At 52.2% G+C, this 19,160-nt stretch carries 15 protein-coding genes; 9 read left to right on the forward strand and 6 right to left on the reverse strand.

Features of this window, described 5'->3' with window-relative positions; translation table 11 throughout:
* Nucleotides 1-109: 109 nt before the first annotated feature.
* The 3 genes from rpmE to OGY15_RS24035 all read left to right on the forward strand — a co-directional run bounded on the left by rpmE (nucleotide 110) and on the right by OGY15_RS24035 (nucleotide 2,856).
* The gene (gene rpmE / locus OGY15_RS24025; RefSeq protein WP_151218451.1) at nucleotides 110-322 is read left to right on the forward strand and encodes a 50S ribosomal protein L31; all 213 of its coding nucleotides are present in this window, start codon (nucleotides 110-112) and stop codon (nucleotides 320-322) included.
* Nucleotides 323-661: 339 nt separating this feature from the next.
* Nucleotides 662-1,342, forward strand: coding sequence for an oligogalacturonate-specific porin KdgM family protein (locus OGY15_RS24030; protein ID WP_151218452.1), 681 nt, complete (start codon nucleotides 662-664; stop codon nucleotides 1,340-1,342).
* A gap of 89 nt (nucleotides 1,343-1,431) precedes the next feature.
* A complete protein-coding gene (locus tag OGY15_RS24035; RefSeq protein ID WP_151218453.1) occupies nucleotides 1,432-2,856 on the forward strand; it encodes an MFS transporter in 1,425 nt (474 codons plus the stop codon).
* A gap of 52 nt (nucleotides 2,857-2,908) precedes the next feature.
* Here OGY15_RS24035 and metJ read toward each other — a convergent pair whose 3' ends face one another.
* Nucleotides 2,909-3,226, reverse strand: a complete 318-nt coding sequence (metJ, locus tag OGY15_RS24040; protein WP_003028816.1) for a met regulon transcriptional regulator MetJ — start codon at nucleotides 3,224-3,226, stop codon at nucleotides 2,909-2,911.
* A 270-nt stretch (nucleotides 3,227-3,496) separates the two neighbouring features.
* Between metJ and metB the strand changes: the two genes are divergently transcribed.
* The gene (gene metB / locus OGY15_RS24045; RefSeq protein WP_003028818.1) at nucleotides 3,497-4,657 is read left to right on the forward strand and encodes a cystathionine gamma-synthase; all 1,161 of its coding nucleotides are present in this window, start codon (nucleotides 3,497-3,499) and stop codon (nucleotides 4,655-4,657) included.
* A 2-nt stretch (nucleotides 4,658-4,659) separates the two neighbouring features.
* Entirely contained in the window at nucleotides 4,660-7,092 is a 2,433-nt protein-coding gene (metL, locus tag OGY15_RS24050; RefSeq protein ID WP_286541402.1) for a bifunctional aspartate kinase/homoserine dehydrogenase II, read from the forward strand.
* Between the two features lie 45 nt (nucleotides 7,093-7,137).
* Here metL and OGY15_RS24055 read toward each other — a convergent pair whose 3' ends face one another.
* On the reverse strand, nucleotides 7,138-8,262 hold the full coding sequence (locus OGY15_RS24055) for a cytoplasmic protein (protein ID WP_151224165.1): 1,125 nt from the start codon (nucleotides 8,260-8,262) through the stop codon (nucleotides 7,138-7,140).
* Nucleotides 8,263-8,395: 133 nt separating this feature from the next.
* On the opposite strand from OGY15_RS24055, the gene OGY15_RS24060 reads away from it, so the two are divergent.
* Nucleotides 8,396-9,952: a bifunctional metallophosphatase/5'-nucleotidase gene (locus OGY15_RS24060; protein ID WP_286541405.1), complete on the forward strand. Its 1,557-nt coding sequence runs from the start codon at nucleotides 8,396-8,398 to the stop codon at nucleotides 9,950-9,952.
* Nucleotides 9,953-9,990: 38 nt separating this feature from the next.
* Here OGY15_RS24060 and OGY15_RS24065 read toward each other — a convergent pair whose 3' ends face one another.
* Nucleotides 9,991-10,368 (reverse strand): carboxymuconolactone decarboxylase family protein, encoded by a 378-nt coding sequence (locus tag OGY15_RS24065; RefSeq protein ID WP_151218457.1) that lies wholly within the window; start codon nucleotides 10,366-10,368, stop codon nucleotides 9,991-9,993.
* Between the two features lie 89 nt (nucleotides 10,369-10,457).
* Between OGY15_RS24065 and OGY15_RS24070 the strand changes: the two genes are divergently transcribed.
* The 3 genes from OGY15_RS24070 to katG all read left to right on the forward strand — a co-directional run bounded on the left by OGY15_RS24070 (nucleotide 10,458) and on the right by katG (nucleotide 14,758).
* A complete protein-coding gene (locus tag OGY15_RS24070; RefSeq protein ID WP_286541409.1) occupies nucleotides 10,458-11,366 on the forward strand; it encodes a LysR family transcriptional regulator in 909 nt (302 codons plus the stop codon).
* A gap of 157 nt (nucleotides 11,367-11,523) precedes the next feature.
* Nucleotides 11,524-12,411, forward strand: a complete 888-nt coding sequence (gene metF, locus OGY15_RS24075) for a methylenetetrahydrofolate reductase (protein WP_003028830.1) — start codon at nucleotides 11,524-11,526, stop codon at nucleotides 12,409-12,411.
* Between the two features lie 166 nt (nucleotides 12,412-12,577).
* Nucleotides 12,578-14,758 carry a catalase/peroxidase HPI gene (katG, locus tag OGY15_RS24080; RefSeq protein WP_286541413.1) on the forward strand — a complete coding sequence of 727 codons (2,181 nt, stop codon included), beginning with the start codon at nucleotides 12,578-12,580 and terminating at the stop codon, nucleotides 14,756-14,758.
* 84 nt (nucleotides 14,759-14,842) lie between these two features.
* Here katG and gldA read toward each other — a convergent pair whose 3' ends face one another.
* From gldA to ptsP, 3 genes are read right to left on the reverse strand one after another with little or no spacing between them, the layout of a single operon-like run.
* Nucleotides 14,843-15,946 (reverse strand): bifunctional L-1,2-propanediol dehydrogenase/glycerol dehydrogenase, encoded by a 1,104-nt coding sequence (gene gldA, locus OGY15_RS24085; RefSeq protein WP_286541416.1) that lies wholly within the window; start codon nucleotides 15,944-15,946, stop codon nucleotides 14,843-14,845.
* Between the two features lie 12 nt (nucleotides 15,947-15,958).
* The gene (gene fsa, locus OGY15_RS24090; protein ID WP_151218460.1) at nucleotides 15,959-16,621 is read right to left on the reverse strand and encodes a fructose-6-phosphate aldolase; all 663 of its coding nucleotides are present in this window, start codon (nucleotides 16,619-16,621) and stop codon (nucleotides 15,959-15,961) included.
* A gap of 15 nt (nucleotides 16,622-16,636) precedes the next feature.
* Nucleotides 16,637-19,138: a phosphoenolpyruvate--protein phosphotransferase gene (ptsP, locus tag OGY15_RS24095; RefSeq protein WP_286541421.1), complete on the reverse strand. Its 2,502-nt coding sequence runs from the start codon at nucleotides 19,136-19,138 to the stop codon at nucleotides 16,637-16,639.
* Between the last annotated feature and the right edge of the window lie 22 nt (nucleotides 19,139-19,160).

Raw genomic sequence — 19,160 nt, forward strand, 5'->3', positions numbered from 1 at the left:
ATTCGCCGCCTTTGATATGAATTTGTATCATAGGCCTATACTATTAACATCGCGTGGTGTCTGGCGTTAGGGCTGGAAGAGCGACGCGGCCTTAAACCGAGGTTTTCCCATGAAAAAAGATATTCACCCGAAATACGAAGAAATTACTGCAAACTGCTCTTGCGGTAACGTCATGAAAATCCGCTCTACAGTCGGTCACGATCTGAACCTGGACGTGTGCAGTAAGTGCCACCCGTTCTATACTGGCAAGCAGCGTGATGTTGCTACCGGTGGCCGTGTTGATCGCTTCAACAAGCGTTTCAGCATCCCAGGCAGCAAATAAGTTTCAGCTGTCAGAAAAAAGCGCCATATGGCGCTTTTTTTGTTTCTACACCTGTAGTCTGAAGTTCGTATTGATGTATTGAATGATGTCTATTATCTAATAAATAAAACAGTGTTTTTATTTTTACGATAAATTGTTTCAACTGGTGATCTTCGTCATTTTCATCTTCTGGTTTTTGCCACTTAAGCCAATTCTTGGCAAAATACCAAAGGTTTCTCTCTTCTTTCTAAAATACACTTTTGTGGAAATATAAAATTATTCTTAATCCTTCATCGTTTTTCCATTTATCGGCGAAACGAGATGGGCAATTTCCTTGATTGAGTGTGAAGAGGGATGGCTATGAAATTTAAAACCGCATTATTACTGATTCCATTATTCTCTGCGGCCGCGCAAGCGGGTTATGTTGATTATCGGCATGAATATTATGATGATGGTCGTAATTACGATCGTGTTTATATGTCGCATCGTTTTGCCACAGGTTTCGGCGTGGCAGTAGAAGCTATTTCACGTTCCGAAGACACGCAATCTAATGATGCGTGGAATAACATGGAGAGTAATGGTAACGAGTATACGGCAAGCTACCAGTTCACCTGGCAAGGTCTTATCTGGCAACCGGGTATTGCGATTGAAACGGGTGATAACATCGCGATTTATAAACCGTATATTCGCGTGCAGTACAACATCAATGACAACTGGTGGACCGCGTTCCGCTATCGCCAGGAATACATGCGCAGAAACACCGACGGCAAGGATGACCGTATGGTCTATCGTCCGGAAGCCTGGCTCGGTTATAACATCAATGACTGGATGTTTGAGCTAAACGGCATTTATAAAATTGCCGACAGCGAAGATTTATATAATAACCGAAAAGATGATTACGAATATAACTTCCGCGTGGCTTATAAAATTGGTTCCTGGGTTCCATTTGTTGAAGTTGGTAACGTTTCCTCGGGGTATAACACCACAACCACAGACGATCGTCAGACTCGTTATCGCGTTGGTCTTGGTTATAACTTCTGACCATTAATACATTTCATATCAGTTTATTACGCTGAGTATCGGTATATACGCATAGTTTGCGTGAATAATGTGTCTAAGGAGTTAACATCATGTCTAATGATGGAACTATGATCGAAAATCATCAAAGTATTGCTGTCAGACCTTTCGGATTAAGAGATAAATTTGGTTATTTGTGTGGCGACCTTGGAACCTGTTTTATTCTTGGTCTGGTAAATAGTTTTTTAATGATTTATTACACCAACGTACTCGGTATTTCCGGTGTTATTGTTGGTTCACTCTATTTTGTGACCAAACTCTTTGACGCGTTTGTCGACGTTGGCGTAGGGCGCTTATGTGATACCTCTAAACTGACGATACATGGACGGTTTAATCCGTGGGTACGCCGTATGAAGTACCCGTTCTGTATCATTGCGGTCGTCCTGTTCCTGCCGTTTGTGAATGATTTTTCTTATACGGCGAAAATTATCTACATTTGCTGTTCTTATTTTATCTACGGTTCACTGTTATCGACCGTGAGCATTCCGTATGGGGCCATGTCTGCAGCCATTAGCTCGAACCCGGAAGATCGTGTCTCGCTGTCAACCTGGCGCAGCGTTGGGTCAGCTATCGGCGGCGGCGCAACCGGCTTTTTTATTCCAATCCTGATGTACACTACGCTGGTGGACGGAAGTCAGGTGATCTCCGGGCAGCATTTCTTCTGGATCGCCATCGGTTGTGCGGTGTTGGGGTTTATCTTTTTAACATTGACCTGCCAGTTAACGACGGAGCGTGTGCGCGTAGAGAAAAAAGAGAGCATGCCTGTTTCAGTGCTGTTGAAAGGGCTATTACGCAATAAAGCGCTGATTGTTTTAGTGGTTGTGGATCTGCTGATCGTAATTAATCAGGGGTTGTCTGGTACCAACATGACTTACCTGTTTAATGACTATTTCCATAACAAAGAGGCCATGTCCGTTGCCTTGCTCTTCACCTTTGGCTCTCTGGTTCTGCTGGCGCCATCGGCATCCTGGCTCACGAAGCGGTTTGGTAAAAAAGAGGCCAGCGTCGGCGCACTACTCTTTGCAGTAGCGATGTATTTGATTATGTACTTCATCCATATTACCGACGCGAAAGTCTATTTGGTTTTCCTGTTCCTGGCGACGTTGGGGGCTGGACTATTCAACCTGATGATTTGGGCGTTTATGACCGATGTTTGTGATTATCACCAGTATGTCACCGGCGATCGTGAGGATGGCACCGTCTATGGCGTGAACTTCTTTGCCCGCAAGGTTGGTCAGGCGTGCGCAGGAGCCATTGGCGGCTTTATGCTGGCCATCATTGGTTATCAATCTTCGTCAACGGGCGGCGCTGTGCAAACCAGCATCGTACAGGAAAACATCTATACAATGGCGAATCTTTTACCAGCGTTATGCCTGTTTTTGGCCGCGGTTATTCTGATTTATTTCTATCCATTGAACCGTAAAGAGACGCTAAAAATGGAAGAGACATTGAATAAACTTAATGGTATCAGTAAGTAAAATAGCGAGAAGCGGCGGGAGTAATCCCGCCTTTTCTCATTTGTTCTAACAATCAGTATTCCCACGTTTCCGGGTTGATACCCAGTTCACGCATGATTACCTTTGCTTCTTCCGGGATTTCATCACTGCGCTCTTTACGCAGGTCTTCATCGTTGGGTAATGGTTGCCCGGTAAAAGCATGCAGAAACGCTTCACACAGCAGTTCGCTGTTGGTGGCGTGGCGCAGGTTGTTGACCTGACGACGCGTGCGTTCATCGGTAAGGATTTTTAACACCTTCAGAGGAATGGAAACCGTAATTTTTTTGACTTGCTCACTCTTCTTACCGTGCTCAGCGTATGGGCTGATATATTCGCCGCTCCATTCAGCCATGAGATACCTAATCCTCTTTGTCAGTAATAATGAGGCCGGAACCTGAGCCCGAGCCATAATTGCATTGCGCGTAGTTTACCGTAGTGGCGCGGTTGTGACACGATGTTAGCCGTCGCATGTGTGCGCTAATGCATATAATTTTAACGGCTATTTCCAGTTTGCTCAATCTATACGCAAAGAAGTTTAGATGTCCAGATGTATTGACGTCTATTGTGACAATGTTTACTCTGGTGCCTGACTTTTCACCGACTCAGCCAGGATCTCCTCAATATGACGCGTAAACAGGCCACCATCGCAGTGCGTAGCGGATTAAATGACGACGAACAGTACGGTTGCGTTGTCCCGCCAATTCACCTCTCCAGTACCTATAATTTTACCGGTTTTAATGAGCCTCGCGCCCATGACTATTCACGCCGCGGTAACCCGACGCGTGATGTCGTTCAGCGTGCGCTCGCGGAACTGGAAGGGGGGGCCGGAGCGGTACTGACCAATACCGGTATGTCGGCGATTCATCTGGTGACCACGGTATTCCTCAAGCCTGGCGATCTGCTGGTTGCACCGCACGACTGCTACGGCGGGAGCTATCGTCTGTTTGACAGTCTGGCAAAACGTGGCTGTTATCGCGTACTGTTTGTCGATCAAGGAGATGAGCAGGCATTGCAGGCGGCGCTGGCAGAAAAACCGAAGCTGGTGCTGGTAGAAAGCCCAAGCAACCCACTACTGCGCGTGGTGGATATTGCGAAAATCTGCCAACTGGCGCGTGAGGCTGGCGCGGTCAGCGTGGTAGACAACACTTTTTTAAGCCCGGCACTGCAAAATCCACTGGCATTAGGCGCCGATCTGGTGTTGCATTCATGCACGAAATATTTAAACGGTCACTCAGACGTGGTGGCTGGTGTGGTGATAGCGAAAGATCCGGAAACGGTCACTGAACTGGCATGGTGGGCGAATAATATTGGTGTGACCGGCGGCGCGTTTGATAGTTATCTGCTGTTGCGCGGCCTGCGTACTCTGTCACCGCGTATGGAGGTGGCGCAACGTAATGCTCAGGCGATTGTGGATTATCTGCAAACTCAGCCGCTGGTGAAAAAATTGTATCACCCGTCATTGCCGGATAACCAGGGCCATGAGATTGCCGCGCGCCAGCAAAAAGGGTTTGGCGCGATGTTGAGTTTTGAACTGGATGGCGATGAGCAAACGCTGCGTCGCTTCCTGGGCGGGTTGTCATTGTTTACGCTGGCGGAATCGTTAGGGGGCGTTGAAAGTCTGATCTCCCACGCTGCAACCATGACACACGCGGGTATGGCGCCAGAAGCGCGTGCTGCTGCCGGGATTTCGGAAACGCTGTTGCGTATCTCCACCGGTATTGAAGATGGCGAAGATTTAATTGCCGACCTGGAAAATGGCTTCCGGGCTGCAAACAAGGGGTAAACATGAGTGTGATTGCGCAGGCAGGGACGAAGGGTCGTCAACTGCACAAATTTGGTGGTAGTAGTCTGGCTGATGTGAAATGTTATCTGCGTGTCGCAGGCATTATGGCGGAGTACTCGCAGCCCGATGACATGATGGTTGTTTCAGCCGCAGGCAGTACCACTAACCAGTTGATTAGCTGGCTGAAGTTAAGCCAGACCGATCGTCTCTCTGCGCATCAGGTTCAACAGGCGTTACGTCGCTATCAAAGCGAGCTTATTAGCGGTTTGTTACCCCCCGAGGTGGCGGATGGGTTGATCGGCGCGTTTATTCACGATCTGGAACGCCTGGCCGGGTTACTCGACAGCGGCGTGAACGATGCCGTCTATGCTGAAGTCGTCGGGCATGGCGAGGTGTGGTCCGCACGTTTGATGTCTGCCGTTCTTAACCAACAAGGGCTGGAGTCGGCCTGGCTGGATGCGCGCGATTTTTTACGTGCTGAACGCGGCGCTCAGCCGCAGGTGGATGAAGGTCTTTCTTACCCATTATTGCAGCAACTGCTGGCGCAGCATCCGGGTAAGCGCCTGGTAGTAACAGGCTTCATTAGCCGCAGTAATGCGGGTGAAACGGTACTGCTGGGGCGTAACGGCTCGGACTACTCGGCGACGCAGGTTGGCGCGCTGGCAGGTGTTTCCCGCGTCACTATCTGGAGCGACGTTGCCGGGGTATATAGCGCTGACCCGCGTAAAGTGAAAGATGCGTGCCTGCTGCCGCTGCTGCGTCTGGATGAAGCCAGCGAGTTGGCGCGTCTGGCGGCACCGGTTCTGCATGCCCGCACCTTACAGCCAGTTTCCGGCAGCGATATCGACCTCCAGTTGCGTTGTAGCTACACGCCGGATCAGGGATCGACGCGTATTGAACGCGTACTGGCTTCTGGTACCGGGGCGCGTATTGTGACCAGCCATGACGACGTCTGCCTGATTGAGTTTCAGGTTCCTGCCAGCAAGGACTTTAAGCTGGCGCATAAGGATATTGACCAGATCCTGAAGCGTGCCCAAGTGCGTCCGCTGGCGGTGGGCGTGCATCCTGACCGCCAACTGCTGCAATTTTGCTACACCTCCGAAGTTGCCGACGGCGCGCTGAAAATTCTTGATGAAGCAGGCCTGCCTGGTGAGCTACGCCTGCGTCAGGGGCTGGCGTTGGTGGCGATGGTTGGGGCGGGCGTGACGCGTAATCCGCTGCATTGCCACCGTTTCTGGCAACAGCTGAAAGGTCAGCCGGTTGAATTTACCTGGCAATCGGAAGAGGGCATCAGCCTGGTCGCGGTATTGCGTACCGGGCCGACGGAGAGTCTGATCCAGGGGCTACATCAGTCAATCTTCCGTGCTGAAAAACGCATCGGTCTGGTGCTGTTCGGCAAAGGCAATATTGGGTCACGCTGGCTGGAGCTGTTTGCCCGCGAGCAGAGCACGCTTTCTGCGCGCACCGGATTAGAGTTTGTGCTGGCAGGTGTGGTTGATAGTCGTCGTAGCCTGCTTAATTATGAAGGGCTGGATGCCAGCCGTGCGTTGGCCTTTTTTGATGACGAGGCGGTAGAACAGGATGAGGAATCATTATTCCTGTGGATGTGCGCCCATCCGTATGATGATTTAGTGGTGCTGGACGTCACTGCCAGCGAGCAACTGGCAGATCAATATCTGGATTTTGCCAGTCATGGCTTCCACGTCATCAGCGCCAACAAACTGGCAGGGGCGAGCAGCAGTAATAATTACCGCCAGATTCATGATGCCTTCGAAAAGACGGGTCGCCACTGGCTGTATAACGCCACCGTAGGAGCAGGCTTACCGATCAACCATACCGTGCGCGATCTGATTGATAGTGGCGATACCATTCTGTCGATCAGCGGGATCTTCTCCGGCACGTTGTCGTGGCTGTTCCTGCAATTTGATGGCACGGTCCCGTTCACCGATCTGGTTGATCAGGCATGGCAGCAGGGTCTGACTGAGCCTGACCCGCGCGTGGATCTTTCGGGTAAAGATGTGATGCGTAAGCTGGTGATCCTGGCGCGTGAGGCAGGATATGACATCGAACCGGACCAGGTACGCGTGGAGTCACTGGTGCCTGCGCACTGTGAAGAAGGCTCCATTGACCATTTCTTTGAAAATGGCGATGAGCTGAACGAACAGATGGTGCAACGCCTGGAAGCGGCCCGTGAAATGGGGCTGGTGCTGCGCTATGTAGCGCGTTTTGACGCTAACGGAAAAGCACGCGTTGGTGTTGAAGCGGTACGCCCTGAGCACCCGCTGGCGGCGCTGTTGCCGTGCGATAACGTGTTTGCCATTGAAAGCCGTTGGTATCGCGACAACCCGCTGGTGATCCGTGGGCCGGGCGCGGGCCGTGATGTTACCGCTGGGGCGATTCAGTCTGACATCAACCGTCTGGCGCAACTGCTGTAGTTTTTGTTGCCGGATAAAATGCGTCAGTATTACTATCCGGCAGCATTACCGTTTATCAATGAGGGCGTTGTATTTCCCTGTCAGCGCTCTTATCGCCTGAAAAACAGAATGGGCAGAGTAACGGGCACTGCACTGAAATTCCGTCTGTTGCCGCAACCAGTCGAGAAAATTACGGCCTGCCGCCAGAGTTATTGATATCCCTTTTTCAACGTGCCCCTCTGTTAGCAGACATACCATTTTACGATTACTGCCTTGCTCCAAAATCTGCCATTGGTTCTGCCACCATCCCTGGTCCGTTTTACCCCGGAGTTGCCAGGGTAATGTGCATTTATTGTCATTTATCTCTTCATCTATAAACCACAGCGATGCGTGACGATTACGAAACGATTCTGCCCAAGCGGTGATTGTCGCGCCGCGTAGAAAACATTCGTGAGAGATAATGTGTGTTTTTACCTCTGGCCAGAGGTGACTTAGTATGCGGAAATGCCCGTGTGCGGTAATGACCGGACGTAAAACCGCGCCGTTGGCGCTCCGTTTGAGCATGGCGCTACCGTACTGGATTTCATCAAACTGGCTACGGCGTAAAAACAGGGTTTCCCGCTGTCTTACTCGCTCAACGATATCGTCATGAATGACTTCGGGTTCAACATTGTCACGCCAGCGGTATCGTAATGAATCCCCTACGAGATGGGGCGTGAAATTACTGGAAATATGCAAAACATTGCCACGAATAGCATCAAAACTGAATAATACATAAAGTTTCTGCTCGGTGCAGGCTCCCTGAAAAGGGACGATTAAGGGAACCGTTGCTATTTGTTCTGGTGGAACAATGGTGGCGAGCGGCTGCTGCTTTGGCGTCCAGACCTTTTTGCAGCTCCGGCACTGAAGGCGTTGGCTGCCCTGGGGATTATGCCCATAGCGGATGGTTTCTCGCTGATAACAACGTGGGCAAAAATGACCGCTTTTGGCGGCAAAATCCGTTAAATATTCCGACAACCAGCTACGAAACTGTTCCTCATTAAACAACGGGGGATAACTGCCGCATACCCGGCAGTGCAGTGCAGCATAACCCAACCGATACTCTGGCCAGCTGTAATCTGGTGAGCTCGCCAGCCCCAGATTTTTGCAGCCAAAAGACTTACAGCAATTGATGGTGAACAGCGACGTCATCGTATTACCAACGATTTTTAATGGTCGTTGATTTTGACCTGCAACTATCACAGCTGGATGTGAGTTTTCTCACATAAAAAAACCTTTCAGAACGTAACGTAGCGATTCTTTATATGACTGAAAGGGATTGATTATGAAGTTAAAAATGCTTGCTGTTGGTGTTCTGGTATCACTGCCGTTATGGGCATCGGCAAAAGATGTCACGATTATCTACACCAACGATCTTCACGCCCACGTTGAGCCTTATAAGGTCCCATGGATTGCCAATGGCGCACGCGATATTGGCGGTTGGGCCAATATCGCCACGATGGTGAAGCAGGAGAAAGCGAAAAATAGCGCCACCTGGTTTTTTGATGCGGGCGACTACTTTACGGGCCCTTACATCAGCAGTCTGACTAAGGGTAAGGCGATTATCGATATCATGAACACCATGAATTTTGATGCTGTCACCATAGGTAATCATGAATTCGATCACGGTTGGGACAATACGCTGCTGCAGCTGAGTCAGGCGAAATTCCCCATTGTGCAGGGTAATATCTTTTATCAAAACAGCAGCAAAATGTTCTGGGATAAGCCTTACACCATTATTGAAAAAGATGGTGTGAAGGTTGGCGTGATTGGCCTGCACGGCGTATTTGCTTTTGATGATACGGTTTCCGCTGCGACACGTGTCGGTATTGAAGCGCGGGATGAAGTGAAGTGGTTGCAACGCTATATCGATGAGCTCAAAGGTAAAGTCGATCTCACTGTGGCGTTGATCCATGAAGGCACTCCAGCACGTCAGTCCAGTCTGGGGGGTACTGATGTGCGTCGTGCGCTGGATAAAGACATCCAGACCGCAGGCCAGGTGCAGGGGCTGGATATCCTGATTACCGGCCATGCGCATGTTGGCACGCCGGAGCCGATTAAAGTCGGTAACACCCTGATTCTTTCTACCGACAGCGGCGGTATTGATGTGGGTAAACTGGTGCTGGATTATCAGCAGAAACCGCATCGATTGACCGTGAAGAACTTCGAGCTGAAGACCATTTTTGCTGATGAATGGCAGCCAGACCTACAGACGAAACAGGTCATTGATGGCTGGAATAAAAAGCTCGATAAAGTGGTACAACAGACGGTTGCAAACTCTCCGGTTGAGCTGACGCGTGCTTACGGAGAATCTTCTTCGTTGGGCAATCTGGCGGCGGATGCACTGTTGGCGGCGGCGGGTAAAGATACCCAGTTGGCGCTCACTAACTCAGGCGGGATCCGGAATGAAATCCCAGCGGGTGCTATCACGATGGGTGCAGTCATTAGCACCTTCCCGTTCCCAAATGAGCTGGCTACGATGGAACTCACCGGTAAGCAGTTGCGTGGCTTGATGGAGCACGGTGCGGGTTTAAGCAACGGTGTATTGCAGGTGTCCAAAGGACTGGAGATGAAGTATGACAGCAGTAAACCGGTCGGCCAGCGAGTCACCGTATTAACGTTAAACGGTAAACCGATTGAGGACGCCACGGTTTATCACATAGCCACCAATAGCTTCCTGGCAGACGGTGGTGATGGTTTTACGGCATTTACCGAAGGTAAAGCGCGAAATACCTCCGGCGGTTATTATGTCTCTAATGCTGTCGTTGATTACTTCAAAGCGGGAAATACGCTGACGGATGAGCAGATTAAAGGCATGCGTGTGGCAGATGTGAAACCATAGTGAGCTCAGGCCAGCAGATAATCCGCTGGCCTGTTGTTTTAGCCTCTGTGAGAGGCAAACACCTCTTTCGCGGCGAATAAACCATTGAGAGCTGCAGGGAAGCCGGCATATACGGCCATCTGCATAATCACTTCAACGATCTCATCCTGCGTTAAACCAACGTGTAATGCCGCGCCAATATGCACTTTCAATTGTGGGGCGGCATTGCCCATGGCCGTTAACGCTGCGATGGTGGCAATTTCCCGGCTGCGCAGATCCAGACCTGGCCGTGCGTAGATGTCGCCAAACGGAAATTCCAGCAGGTAGCGGGCAAAATCCGGCGCGATTTCCTTCAGGCTCTCAACGACGGCCTCTCCCCCTTTACCATCTACCTGTTGCAGCATTTTCTGGCCAGTAACAAAACGTTCTGATTCCATGATTTTCCCCTCGTAGGTGTGGCGTATGGCGAGAGAATAGGGGGCGTAGAATGATTTGGATAATACCGTTTCCGTGATACCTTTTCGGTATGACAACATCGACATTACACTCTCTGGATATTCGTCTGCTGCGTTACTTTGCCGTTGTGGCACAAGAGAACAATATGAGCCGCGCGGCGCAGCGTTTGTTCATGTCGCAGCCGCCGTTGAGCCGCCACATTCGCCAGCTTGAAGATCGCCTGGGGGTCACGCTTTTTGTCCGTCATACCCGTGGATTAACGCTGACGGAGGATGGCCAGCGCGTACTTGAAATGGTGCGCCCGCTGCTTGATCTCCAGGACAAAACCTACGTTGCGTTGAGTCAGTTAACGCAAGCCGGGGAGCCATCTCTGCGCTTAGGGCTAAGTACGGCGTTTGAACAGGGCGTTTTTGCTGCGCTTGAGTCACAGCTGACTACGCATGTGCAGAAGCGACATATTGTCCGTCATGGTTCGCCTGAACTGGCGCGCCAGGTGCGTCGTGGAAAACTGGATGCCGCGCTGGTGGCGCTACCGCTTGAGACCTCGGGGCTTAGCGTCACGCCACTTGGCTGGCAAGAATCGTTGATCGTCGCCTTACCCGCGTTCTGGCCAGAAGCGGCGCTGCCTTCGCTCTCGTTAACGTCGCTAAGCCACCGACCCCTGTTCTGGTTCAAACGTGAACGTAACCCTGCCTATTTTGATTACACCCGACACATTTTTAGTCGTGCCGGTTACTCTCCTGCCTGTATTGAAGAACCGCTGGAACATGACGTGTTGTTGGCGCGGATCGCGCAGGGTGACGGTCTGAGCCTGCTTCCTGCCTCCTTTTCCGCAATCCAACGTCGGGGGGTGATATTCCTGCCGCTTACCGATAGCGAATTGCGTATCAGTACGGGGTTGGTGATGTTGCCTGAAAACGTAAAAAAATTAGAGTGGCTGCAGACGGTCATGACGCAATCCCTCATCAATTCAGACTGATGTGAATTTTTTTCACGTTGGCTGAGTATTCCTCACCTTTGGCGATGATTTTTGTGTTGACGCCAGCATGCTTTTCCGTCATTTTTACATCTAGACGTCTAAACGTATAGCAGTTCACAACACAACATATAACGACAAAAGATTGATGAGGTAAGGTATGAGCTTTTTTCACGCCAACCAGCGGGAAGCCCTGAATCAGAGCCTGGCAGAAGTTGCCGGTCAGATTAACGTTTCATTTGAGTTTTTCCCGCCGCGCACCAGTGAAATGGAGCAAACCCTGTGGAACTCCATCGATCGCCTGAGCAGCCTGAAGCCGAAGTTTGTTTCAGTCACTTACGGTGCAAACTCTGGTGAGCGCGACCGTACGCACAGCATTATTAAAGGTATTAAGGATCGCACGGGTCTTGAAGCAGCGCCGCACCTGACCTGCATTGATGCGACCCGTGATGAGCTGCGTACTATTGCTCAGGACTACTGGAATAACGGTATTCGTCATATTGTTGCCCTGCGTGGTGACCTGCCGCCGGGAAGCGGTAAACCGGATATGTATGCTTCTGACCTGGTGACACTGCTGAAAGACGTTGCAGACTTTGATATCTCCGTTGCGGCTTACCCGGAAGTGCACCCGGAAGCGAAGAGTGCTCAGGCTGATTTGCTGAATCTGAAGCGCAAGGTTGATGCCGGTGCGAACCGTGCGATCACTCAGTTTTTCTTCGATGTAGAAAGCTATCTGCGTTTTCGAGATCGCTGCGTGTCTGCGGGAATCGATGTGGAAATTATTCCTGGCATCTTGCCGGTATCTAACTTCAAGCAGGCGAAAAAATTTGCCGACATGACCAACGTCCGCATTCCGGCGTGGATGTCGACCATGTTTGATGGTCTTGACGATGATGCGGAAACCCGCAAGTTGGTGGGTGCCAATATCGCCATGGACATGGTGAAGATTCTCAGCCGCGAAGGGGTGAAAGATTTTCACTTCTATACTCTCAACCGTGCCGAGATGAGCTACGCTATTTGTCATACACTGGGTGTAAGACCGAACTAAACAGATACTCAGCCCTCTACGGAGGGCTTTTTTTGATCATTTTGATCTACATCTCTGTAACGCAAAATATAAAAGGAATTAGCTATCGAATCTGTGGGTTATTTCGACTATATCTTATCTCTGGTGGTGTATATCGTAGTCAGAACACTGTAAAGGGAGCATATAGATGAGCATGTCCGACGATAGCCAAAACGCATCAACTGCCGGTAAGTGTCCTTTTCATCAGGGCGGTCACGACCAGAGCGCGGGAGCTGGAACGAACAACCGCGACTGGTGGCCAAATCAACTGCGCGTTGATCTTTTAAACCAACATTCCAACCGTTCTAACCCGCTGGGTGAGGACTTCGACTACCGCAAAGAATTTAGCAAACTCGACTACTCTGCCCTGAAAGGGGATCTCAGAGCCCTTCTGTCCGAATCTCAACCGTGGTGGCCAGCTGACTGGGGAACCTATGCCGGATTGTTTATCCGCATGGCATGGCACGGTGCAGGGACCTATCGCTCCATTGATGGACGCGGTGGCGCGGGTCGCGGACAGCAGCGTTTTGCACCACTAAATTCCTGGCCGGATAACGTTAGCCTTGATAAAGCGCGTCGTCTGCTGTGGCCAATTAAGCAAAAATATGGTCAGAAGATTTCCTGGGCTGACCTGTTTATCCTCGCGGGTAACGTGGCGCTGGAAAACTCAGGCTTTCGTACCTTTGGCTTTGGTGCCGGTCGTGAAGATGTCTGGGAACCGGATCTCGACGTAAACTGGGGTGATGAAAAAGCCTGGCTGACCCACCGTCACCCGGAAGAGCTGGCCAAGGCGCCGCTGGGCGCAACCGAAATGGGTCTTATCTATGTGAACCCGGAAGGGCCGGACCATAGCGGCGAACCGCTTTCAGCGGCAGCGGCTATTCGCGCGACCTTCGGTAACATGGGAATGAACGACGAAGAAACCGTAGCGCTGATTGGTGGCGGTCATACGTTGGGTAAAACCCACGGGGCTGCACCGGCATCGCATGTTGGTGCCGATCCAGAATCCGCACCGATTGAAGCGCAGGGCCTGGGCTGGGCCAGCAGCTACGGCAGCGGCGCGGGTGCGGATGCCATTACATCCGGTCTGGAAGTGGTCTGGACGCAGACGCCAACCCAATGGAGCAACTATTTCTTCGAGAACCTGTTCAAATATGAGTGGGCACAAACTCGCAGTCCGGCAGGCGCTATTCAGTTTGAAGCGGTTGATGCGCCAGAAATTATTCCCGATCCGTTTGATCCGTCGAAAAAACGTAAGCCGACGATGCTGGTTACCGACCTGACGCTGCGTTTCGATCCTGAGTTCGAGAAAATCTCCCGCCGTTTCCTGAACGATCCGCAGGCGTTCAACGAAGCGTTTGCTCGTGCGTGGTTTAAACTGACGCACCGTGATATGGGGCCAAAAGCGCGTTACATCGGACCGGAAGTGCCAAAAGAAGATCTGATTTGGCAAGATCCGCTGCCGCATGCGTTCTTCAACCCAAGCGAAGAAGATATCCTGAAACTGAAGGCGACCATCGCTGCTTCCGGGCTGTCCGTGGGCGAACTGGTATCGGTAGCATGGGCTTCGGCATCGACTTTCCGCGGTGGAGATAAGCGTGGCGGCGCTAACGGTGCGCGTCTGGCACTGGACCCACAGCGCGGCTGGGATGTGAATGCCACCGCGGCACGCGTTCTGCCTGTGCTGGAAGGGATTTATAAGTCTGCCCATACCGCCTCGTTGGCCGATATTATCGTGCTGGCCGGTGTGGTTGGTATCGAGCAGGCGGCTAGCGCTGCGGGAGTCAGCATTAAGGTACCTTTTGCGCCGGGTCGTGTGGATGCGCGTCAGGATCAAACAGATATTGAGATGTTTGAGCTGCTTGAGCCGATTGCTGACGGTTTCCGTAACTATCGCGCCCGTCCTGACGTATCGACCACCGAGTCGCTGCTGATCGATAAAGCGCAACAGCTGACGCTGACCGCACCGGAAATGACCGTGCTGGTGGGTGGTATGCGCGTACTGGGCACCAATTTTGATGGTAGCCAGCACGGCGTCTTTACCGATCGTCCTGGCGTACTCAGCACTGACTTCTTCGTCAATCTGCTGGATATGCGTCATGAGTGGAAGGCGGTTGATGAGTCAAAAGAGCTGTTTGAAGGTCGTGACCGTCTGAGCGGCGAAGTAAAATACACCGCAACTCGCGCCGATCTGGTGTTTGGTTCTAACTCTGTGCTGCGCGCAGTGGCTGAAGTCTATGCCTGTAGCGATGCCCACGAGAAGTTCGTGAGAGATTTCGTTGCCGCATGGGTGAAAGTGATGAACCTGGATCGTTTCGATCTGCTGTAACAGACGATGCCGGATGCCGCTTGCGCGGGTCTGGCATGTTAGGAATAAAAAATCCCCGCATTTGCGGGGATTTTTATTGGCAGGTTATTCCCACTCTTGCAGGTAACGTTGGCCGTACTGGTCGGCCACCAACAGGGCGGCATACACCTGATCTGGGGTTGCGCCGCCAGGCATGTTGTGGATGGTTTCGCCTTCTGCACAAGCGGCTTCTGCCACAATGCGCATTTTCGTCGGGATATCCTGTTTGATATCCAGCTGCGCCAGCGTAATTGGCAAACCAACTGAATGGCACAGCGCCGCAACGGTTTCAATTTCATCGACCGGCGCGTTTTCCAGCACCAGTTGCGTCAGCGTACCGAAAGCCACTTTTTCGCCGTGGTAGTAGTGGTGCGCATCCGGGATTGCCGTCAGTCCATTATGAATGGCGTGTGCCGCAGCCAGACCGCCGCTTTCAAAACCGACGCCACTCAGATAGGTGTTGGCTTCAATCACACGCTCCAGCGCAGGCGTGACCACATGCTGCTCGGCGGCCAGCATCGCTTTTTCACCTTCTTCTATCAGCGTATTAAAGCACAGCTCAGCCAGTGCCAACGCCGCCTGAGTACATTGACCGCCTGCCATGGTGGTGGCACCGCTGCGCGAACAGGCGCGTGCTTCGAACCAGGTCGCCAGCGCATCGCCAATACCCGCGGCTAACAGACGCGCCGGTGCGCCCGCGACAATTTTAGTATCAACAATGACCCTGTCCGGGTTGTTCGGCAGCAACAAATAGCGGTCGAATTCACCCGCGTCGGTGTAAATAACGGACAGCGCGCTACACGGTGCATCGGTGGAAGCGATGGTTGGCGCAATGGCGACAGGCACGCTCATAAAGTGCGCCAGCGCTTTGGCGGTATCCAGCGTTTTACCGCCGCCAATACCGAGTACTGCGCCACATTGCGCTTTTTCCGCTACGCCGCGCAGACGGTCGATTTCGTTTTGTGAACACTCGCCGCCAAATGGTGCAATCTCCAGCGTCAGTCCGGCATCCTGGAAGCTTTTTTCCAGTGCTGGTTGGGCGAAGCCTAAGACAAACTTGTCCCCAACGACCAGCCAGCGCTTTGCCAGTGGTTTGAGGTAGCTGCCAAGACGGGTAATAACATCGGCACCCTGGATGTACTTACCAGGCGATTGAATAATGCGATCCATACTTTATTTACCTCACAGGTTGATGTGACCAAATGCGTTGTTCCAGTCCTGCTCAAACTTCTCTATTGCTGACTCTACCGCAGGGGTATTGAGCATTTGTTGCGCTACGTCTAATGGCAGAGTGATTGCTTCACATCCTGCCAGCAAGCAATCCAGCGCCTGACGCGGAGTTTTAAAGCTGGCCGCCAGTACCATGCTGTTTGGCGCATGCAGTTCCAGCAATGTTTGCAGTTCTTGTACCGTGCGAATTCCATCGCCGCCCTGGGCATCAATACGGTTAACGTAAGGCGCGACGTATTTAGCTCCCGCCAGCGCTGCCAGCAGCCCTTGAGAGGCGCTGTACACAGCGGTTCCCAGCGTGGTGATACCTTCCTTTTTCAGCATCTTGATTGCGGCCAGACCTTCAGACGTTACGGGGATTTTCACTACCAGGCCGGGTATAGCGTGACTCAACCGTTTGGCTTCCTCCACCATGCCCTGCGCGTCGCGGCTCATAGTTTGGGCAAACAGAATGCTCTCTTTGCCAATGGCGTTTTGCAGGCGCGGCAGCACATCCCAGATGGATTCTTTGCTTGCTGCCACAATGCTTGGGTTGGTGGTGACACCCGCGATAGGAAAGATGCGTGCCAGACGTTCAACTTCCGCGACGTTGGCGGTATCAAGGTAAAGTTCCATACAAAAACACCCTCTTTAAAGTTCAAGTTCATGTTGCAGCAGGCTGGCGATAGCCTCGGCAGAGGCGGCGTTAACCAGCGCGTTGCGGAATTCTTCGTGCATAATGCGGCGTGCCAGGCGCGAGAAGATACGCATATGCTGGTCGCCTGCGGCGTGCTTGTTGAGCGTCAGCATAATGATGAACTGCGCATCGTCATCGCCCCAGCGTACCGGTGCTTTAAGGCGCGCCACGCTGATGGTCGACTGCTCAATATGTTCAGATTTGCTGTGTGGAATGGCAAAGCTAAAGCCCAGACCCGTGGAGAACACCGCTTCGCGAGCCCACAGATCGGTCTCCAGCTTGCGCGGGTAACGGCAGCGATTGGCCAGCAGCAGATTGTCGGTCATGCCTTTAATGACCTCTTCTTTGCTGCGCCAGTCGCTATCCAGTGTGATGCACTCGGCGGTAACCAGAGGCGTATCCTGTTGGGTCATGCGGAACTGGGCCAGCAGATGTTCCACTTCGAGTGAGGTGCGACAGGCCATCGCCTGATTCAGCAACTGACGGCAGGCGCGGCTGTCGAGTTGCGCCATGCGTGCTTTAGCGGCGGGAATTGACGGGGCGCTCATGCTGATCTCGTCCAGCCCCAATCCGATCAGCAGGGGTAGCACTGAACCTTTGGCGCCCAATTCGCCGCACAGGCCAATCCATTTTCCTTGACGATGTACCGCCTGCACGGCGAAATCCAGTGCGCGCAGGAAGGCCGGATTCAGGCTGTTGTAGTGGCGGGTGACTTTGGCGTTGTCGCGGTCGACCGCCAGCAGATATTGCGTCAGGTCATTGCTGCCAATACTAAAGAAATCAATCTCTTCACAGCATTGATCAATGATGAACATTACTGAAGGAACCTCCAGCATAATGCCAAGCTGGATCTTCTCATCAAACGGGATGTGTTCATTACGCAGCTGCTGTTTGGCTTCAGCTAGTTTCTCTTTGACCCACAGGATCTCTTCCATCGAGGAGATCATTGGGATCATGATTTTCAGGCTACCGTGGGCCGATGCGCGGAGGATTGAGCGCAACTGGGTGGTGAACAGCGCGGCATATTCTTCATAGATACGCACCGCACGATAGCCGAGAAACGGGTTGGCTTCGGCAGGAATATTCAGGTAATCAACGGGTTTATCACCACCGATATCCATGGTGCGTACAATAATGCTGCGCCCCTGTGCAGGCTCCAGCGCCTGGCAGAAAATGTTGTATAGCTCATTTTCATTCGGGGCGCAGGAACGGTCCATATAAAGCATTTCTGTACGGAATAACCCAACCGCTTCGGCACCGTTACCAAAGGCGGATTGCGCCTCCACGGAGTGGGCGATGTTAGCGGCGACTTCCATGCGGATGCCATCCGTCGTACGCGCCTCCTGGGTCAGCCAGATACGTTGCTGTTCACGCAGAGCATTTTGTACACGCATTTCCTGCTGATAGTAACGTACGACGGGTTCATCTGGTGCAACGATAATCGCGCCTGCGTTCCCATCGATATAAACCGTTTTCTGCAGCCATGGCGTCAAGACTTCAATATCTACGCCAACCAGCGTAGGAATGTTGAATGAGCGGGCGAGAATCACCGTGTGCGAGGTGGTACCGCCGCTTTTCAACAACAAGCCTTTCAGCAGTGTTTTGTCCAGTTCGAGGAACTGGCTGGGTGTGAGTTCATCAGCCATACAGACAGTCGGCTGGGTCAGCTTCCCCGGTGCGGGGAAACGTTGTTCGCCATAAATTTGCTGCAGGAGCTGGAAACAGACGTCGCGTACGTCCAGCACACGTTCCTGTAAATAACTGCTGCTGGAGCGGGTGAATTCATCACAGAAATGCCCGGCGCTTTCGACAACCGACTGAGCGCAGCTTAACCCGCGTGATACTCCGGCAAGCAGGTGCTGACGCAATGATGTATCGCCCGCCAGCGAGCGATGTGCTTCCAGAATCGCACTGGTCGCGCCGTCGCTGTCGAGCAAGCGGAATTCAAGGTTTTTCATCAGTAGCGTTAAACCGTTATCCAGCGCTGCTTGCTCGGTTTCAATGTCTTTCGCGGATGGGAGGGAATCCAGCGCGTTGAGATCCAGTGAGGAAAGCCGGTTCAGAACACCGCCTGCACTGCCGCTGCAAACGGCGCGAGCACGAAACAGCTGAGGATTCAGGTTGGTCAACGATGCGGGAAGCGGCTCCAGTTCGCTGTTTTTGATCTCCGCCAGCGGCGCATCACAGTGTGGAAACTCATCACGCAGCCACTGGCTCAGGCGCTGATGGGCAGCCAGCTCATCAGCGCCTGAAATCAACAGCTTGCAGCTATCGCCAGCCAGCGTGTCGGTGCCAATCAACGCGAGCGCGCTTTTGGCATTGCCCTTACGGTCGGTGCGCAGGTTATGCCACTCAATGTGTGAGGTAAACGTATTGCACAGTGTCTCAACGTGGCTTGCCGGACGGGCATGTACGCCATTGGGCAGCTCACAGGTAAATTCCACAATCAGGGCCATCGCCTCTCTCCCATAACGAGTT

It is taken from the genome of Citrobacter sp. Cu231 (assembly GCF_030332265.1).
GTDB lineage: Bacteria > Pseudomonadota > Gammaproteobacteria > Enterobacterales > Enterobacteriaceae > Citrobacter > Citrobacter meridianamericanus.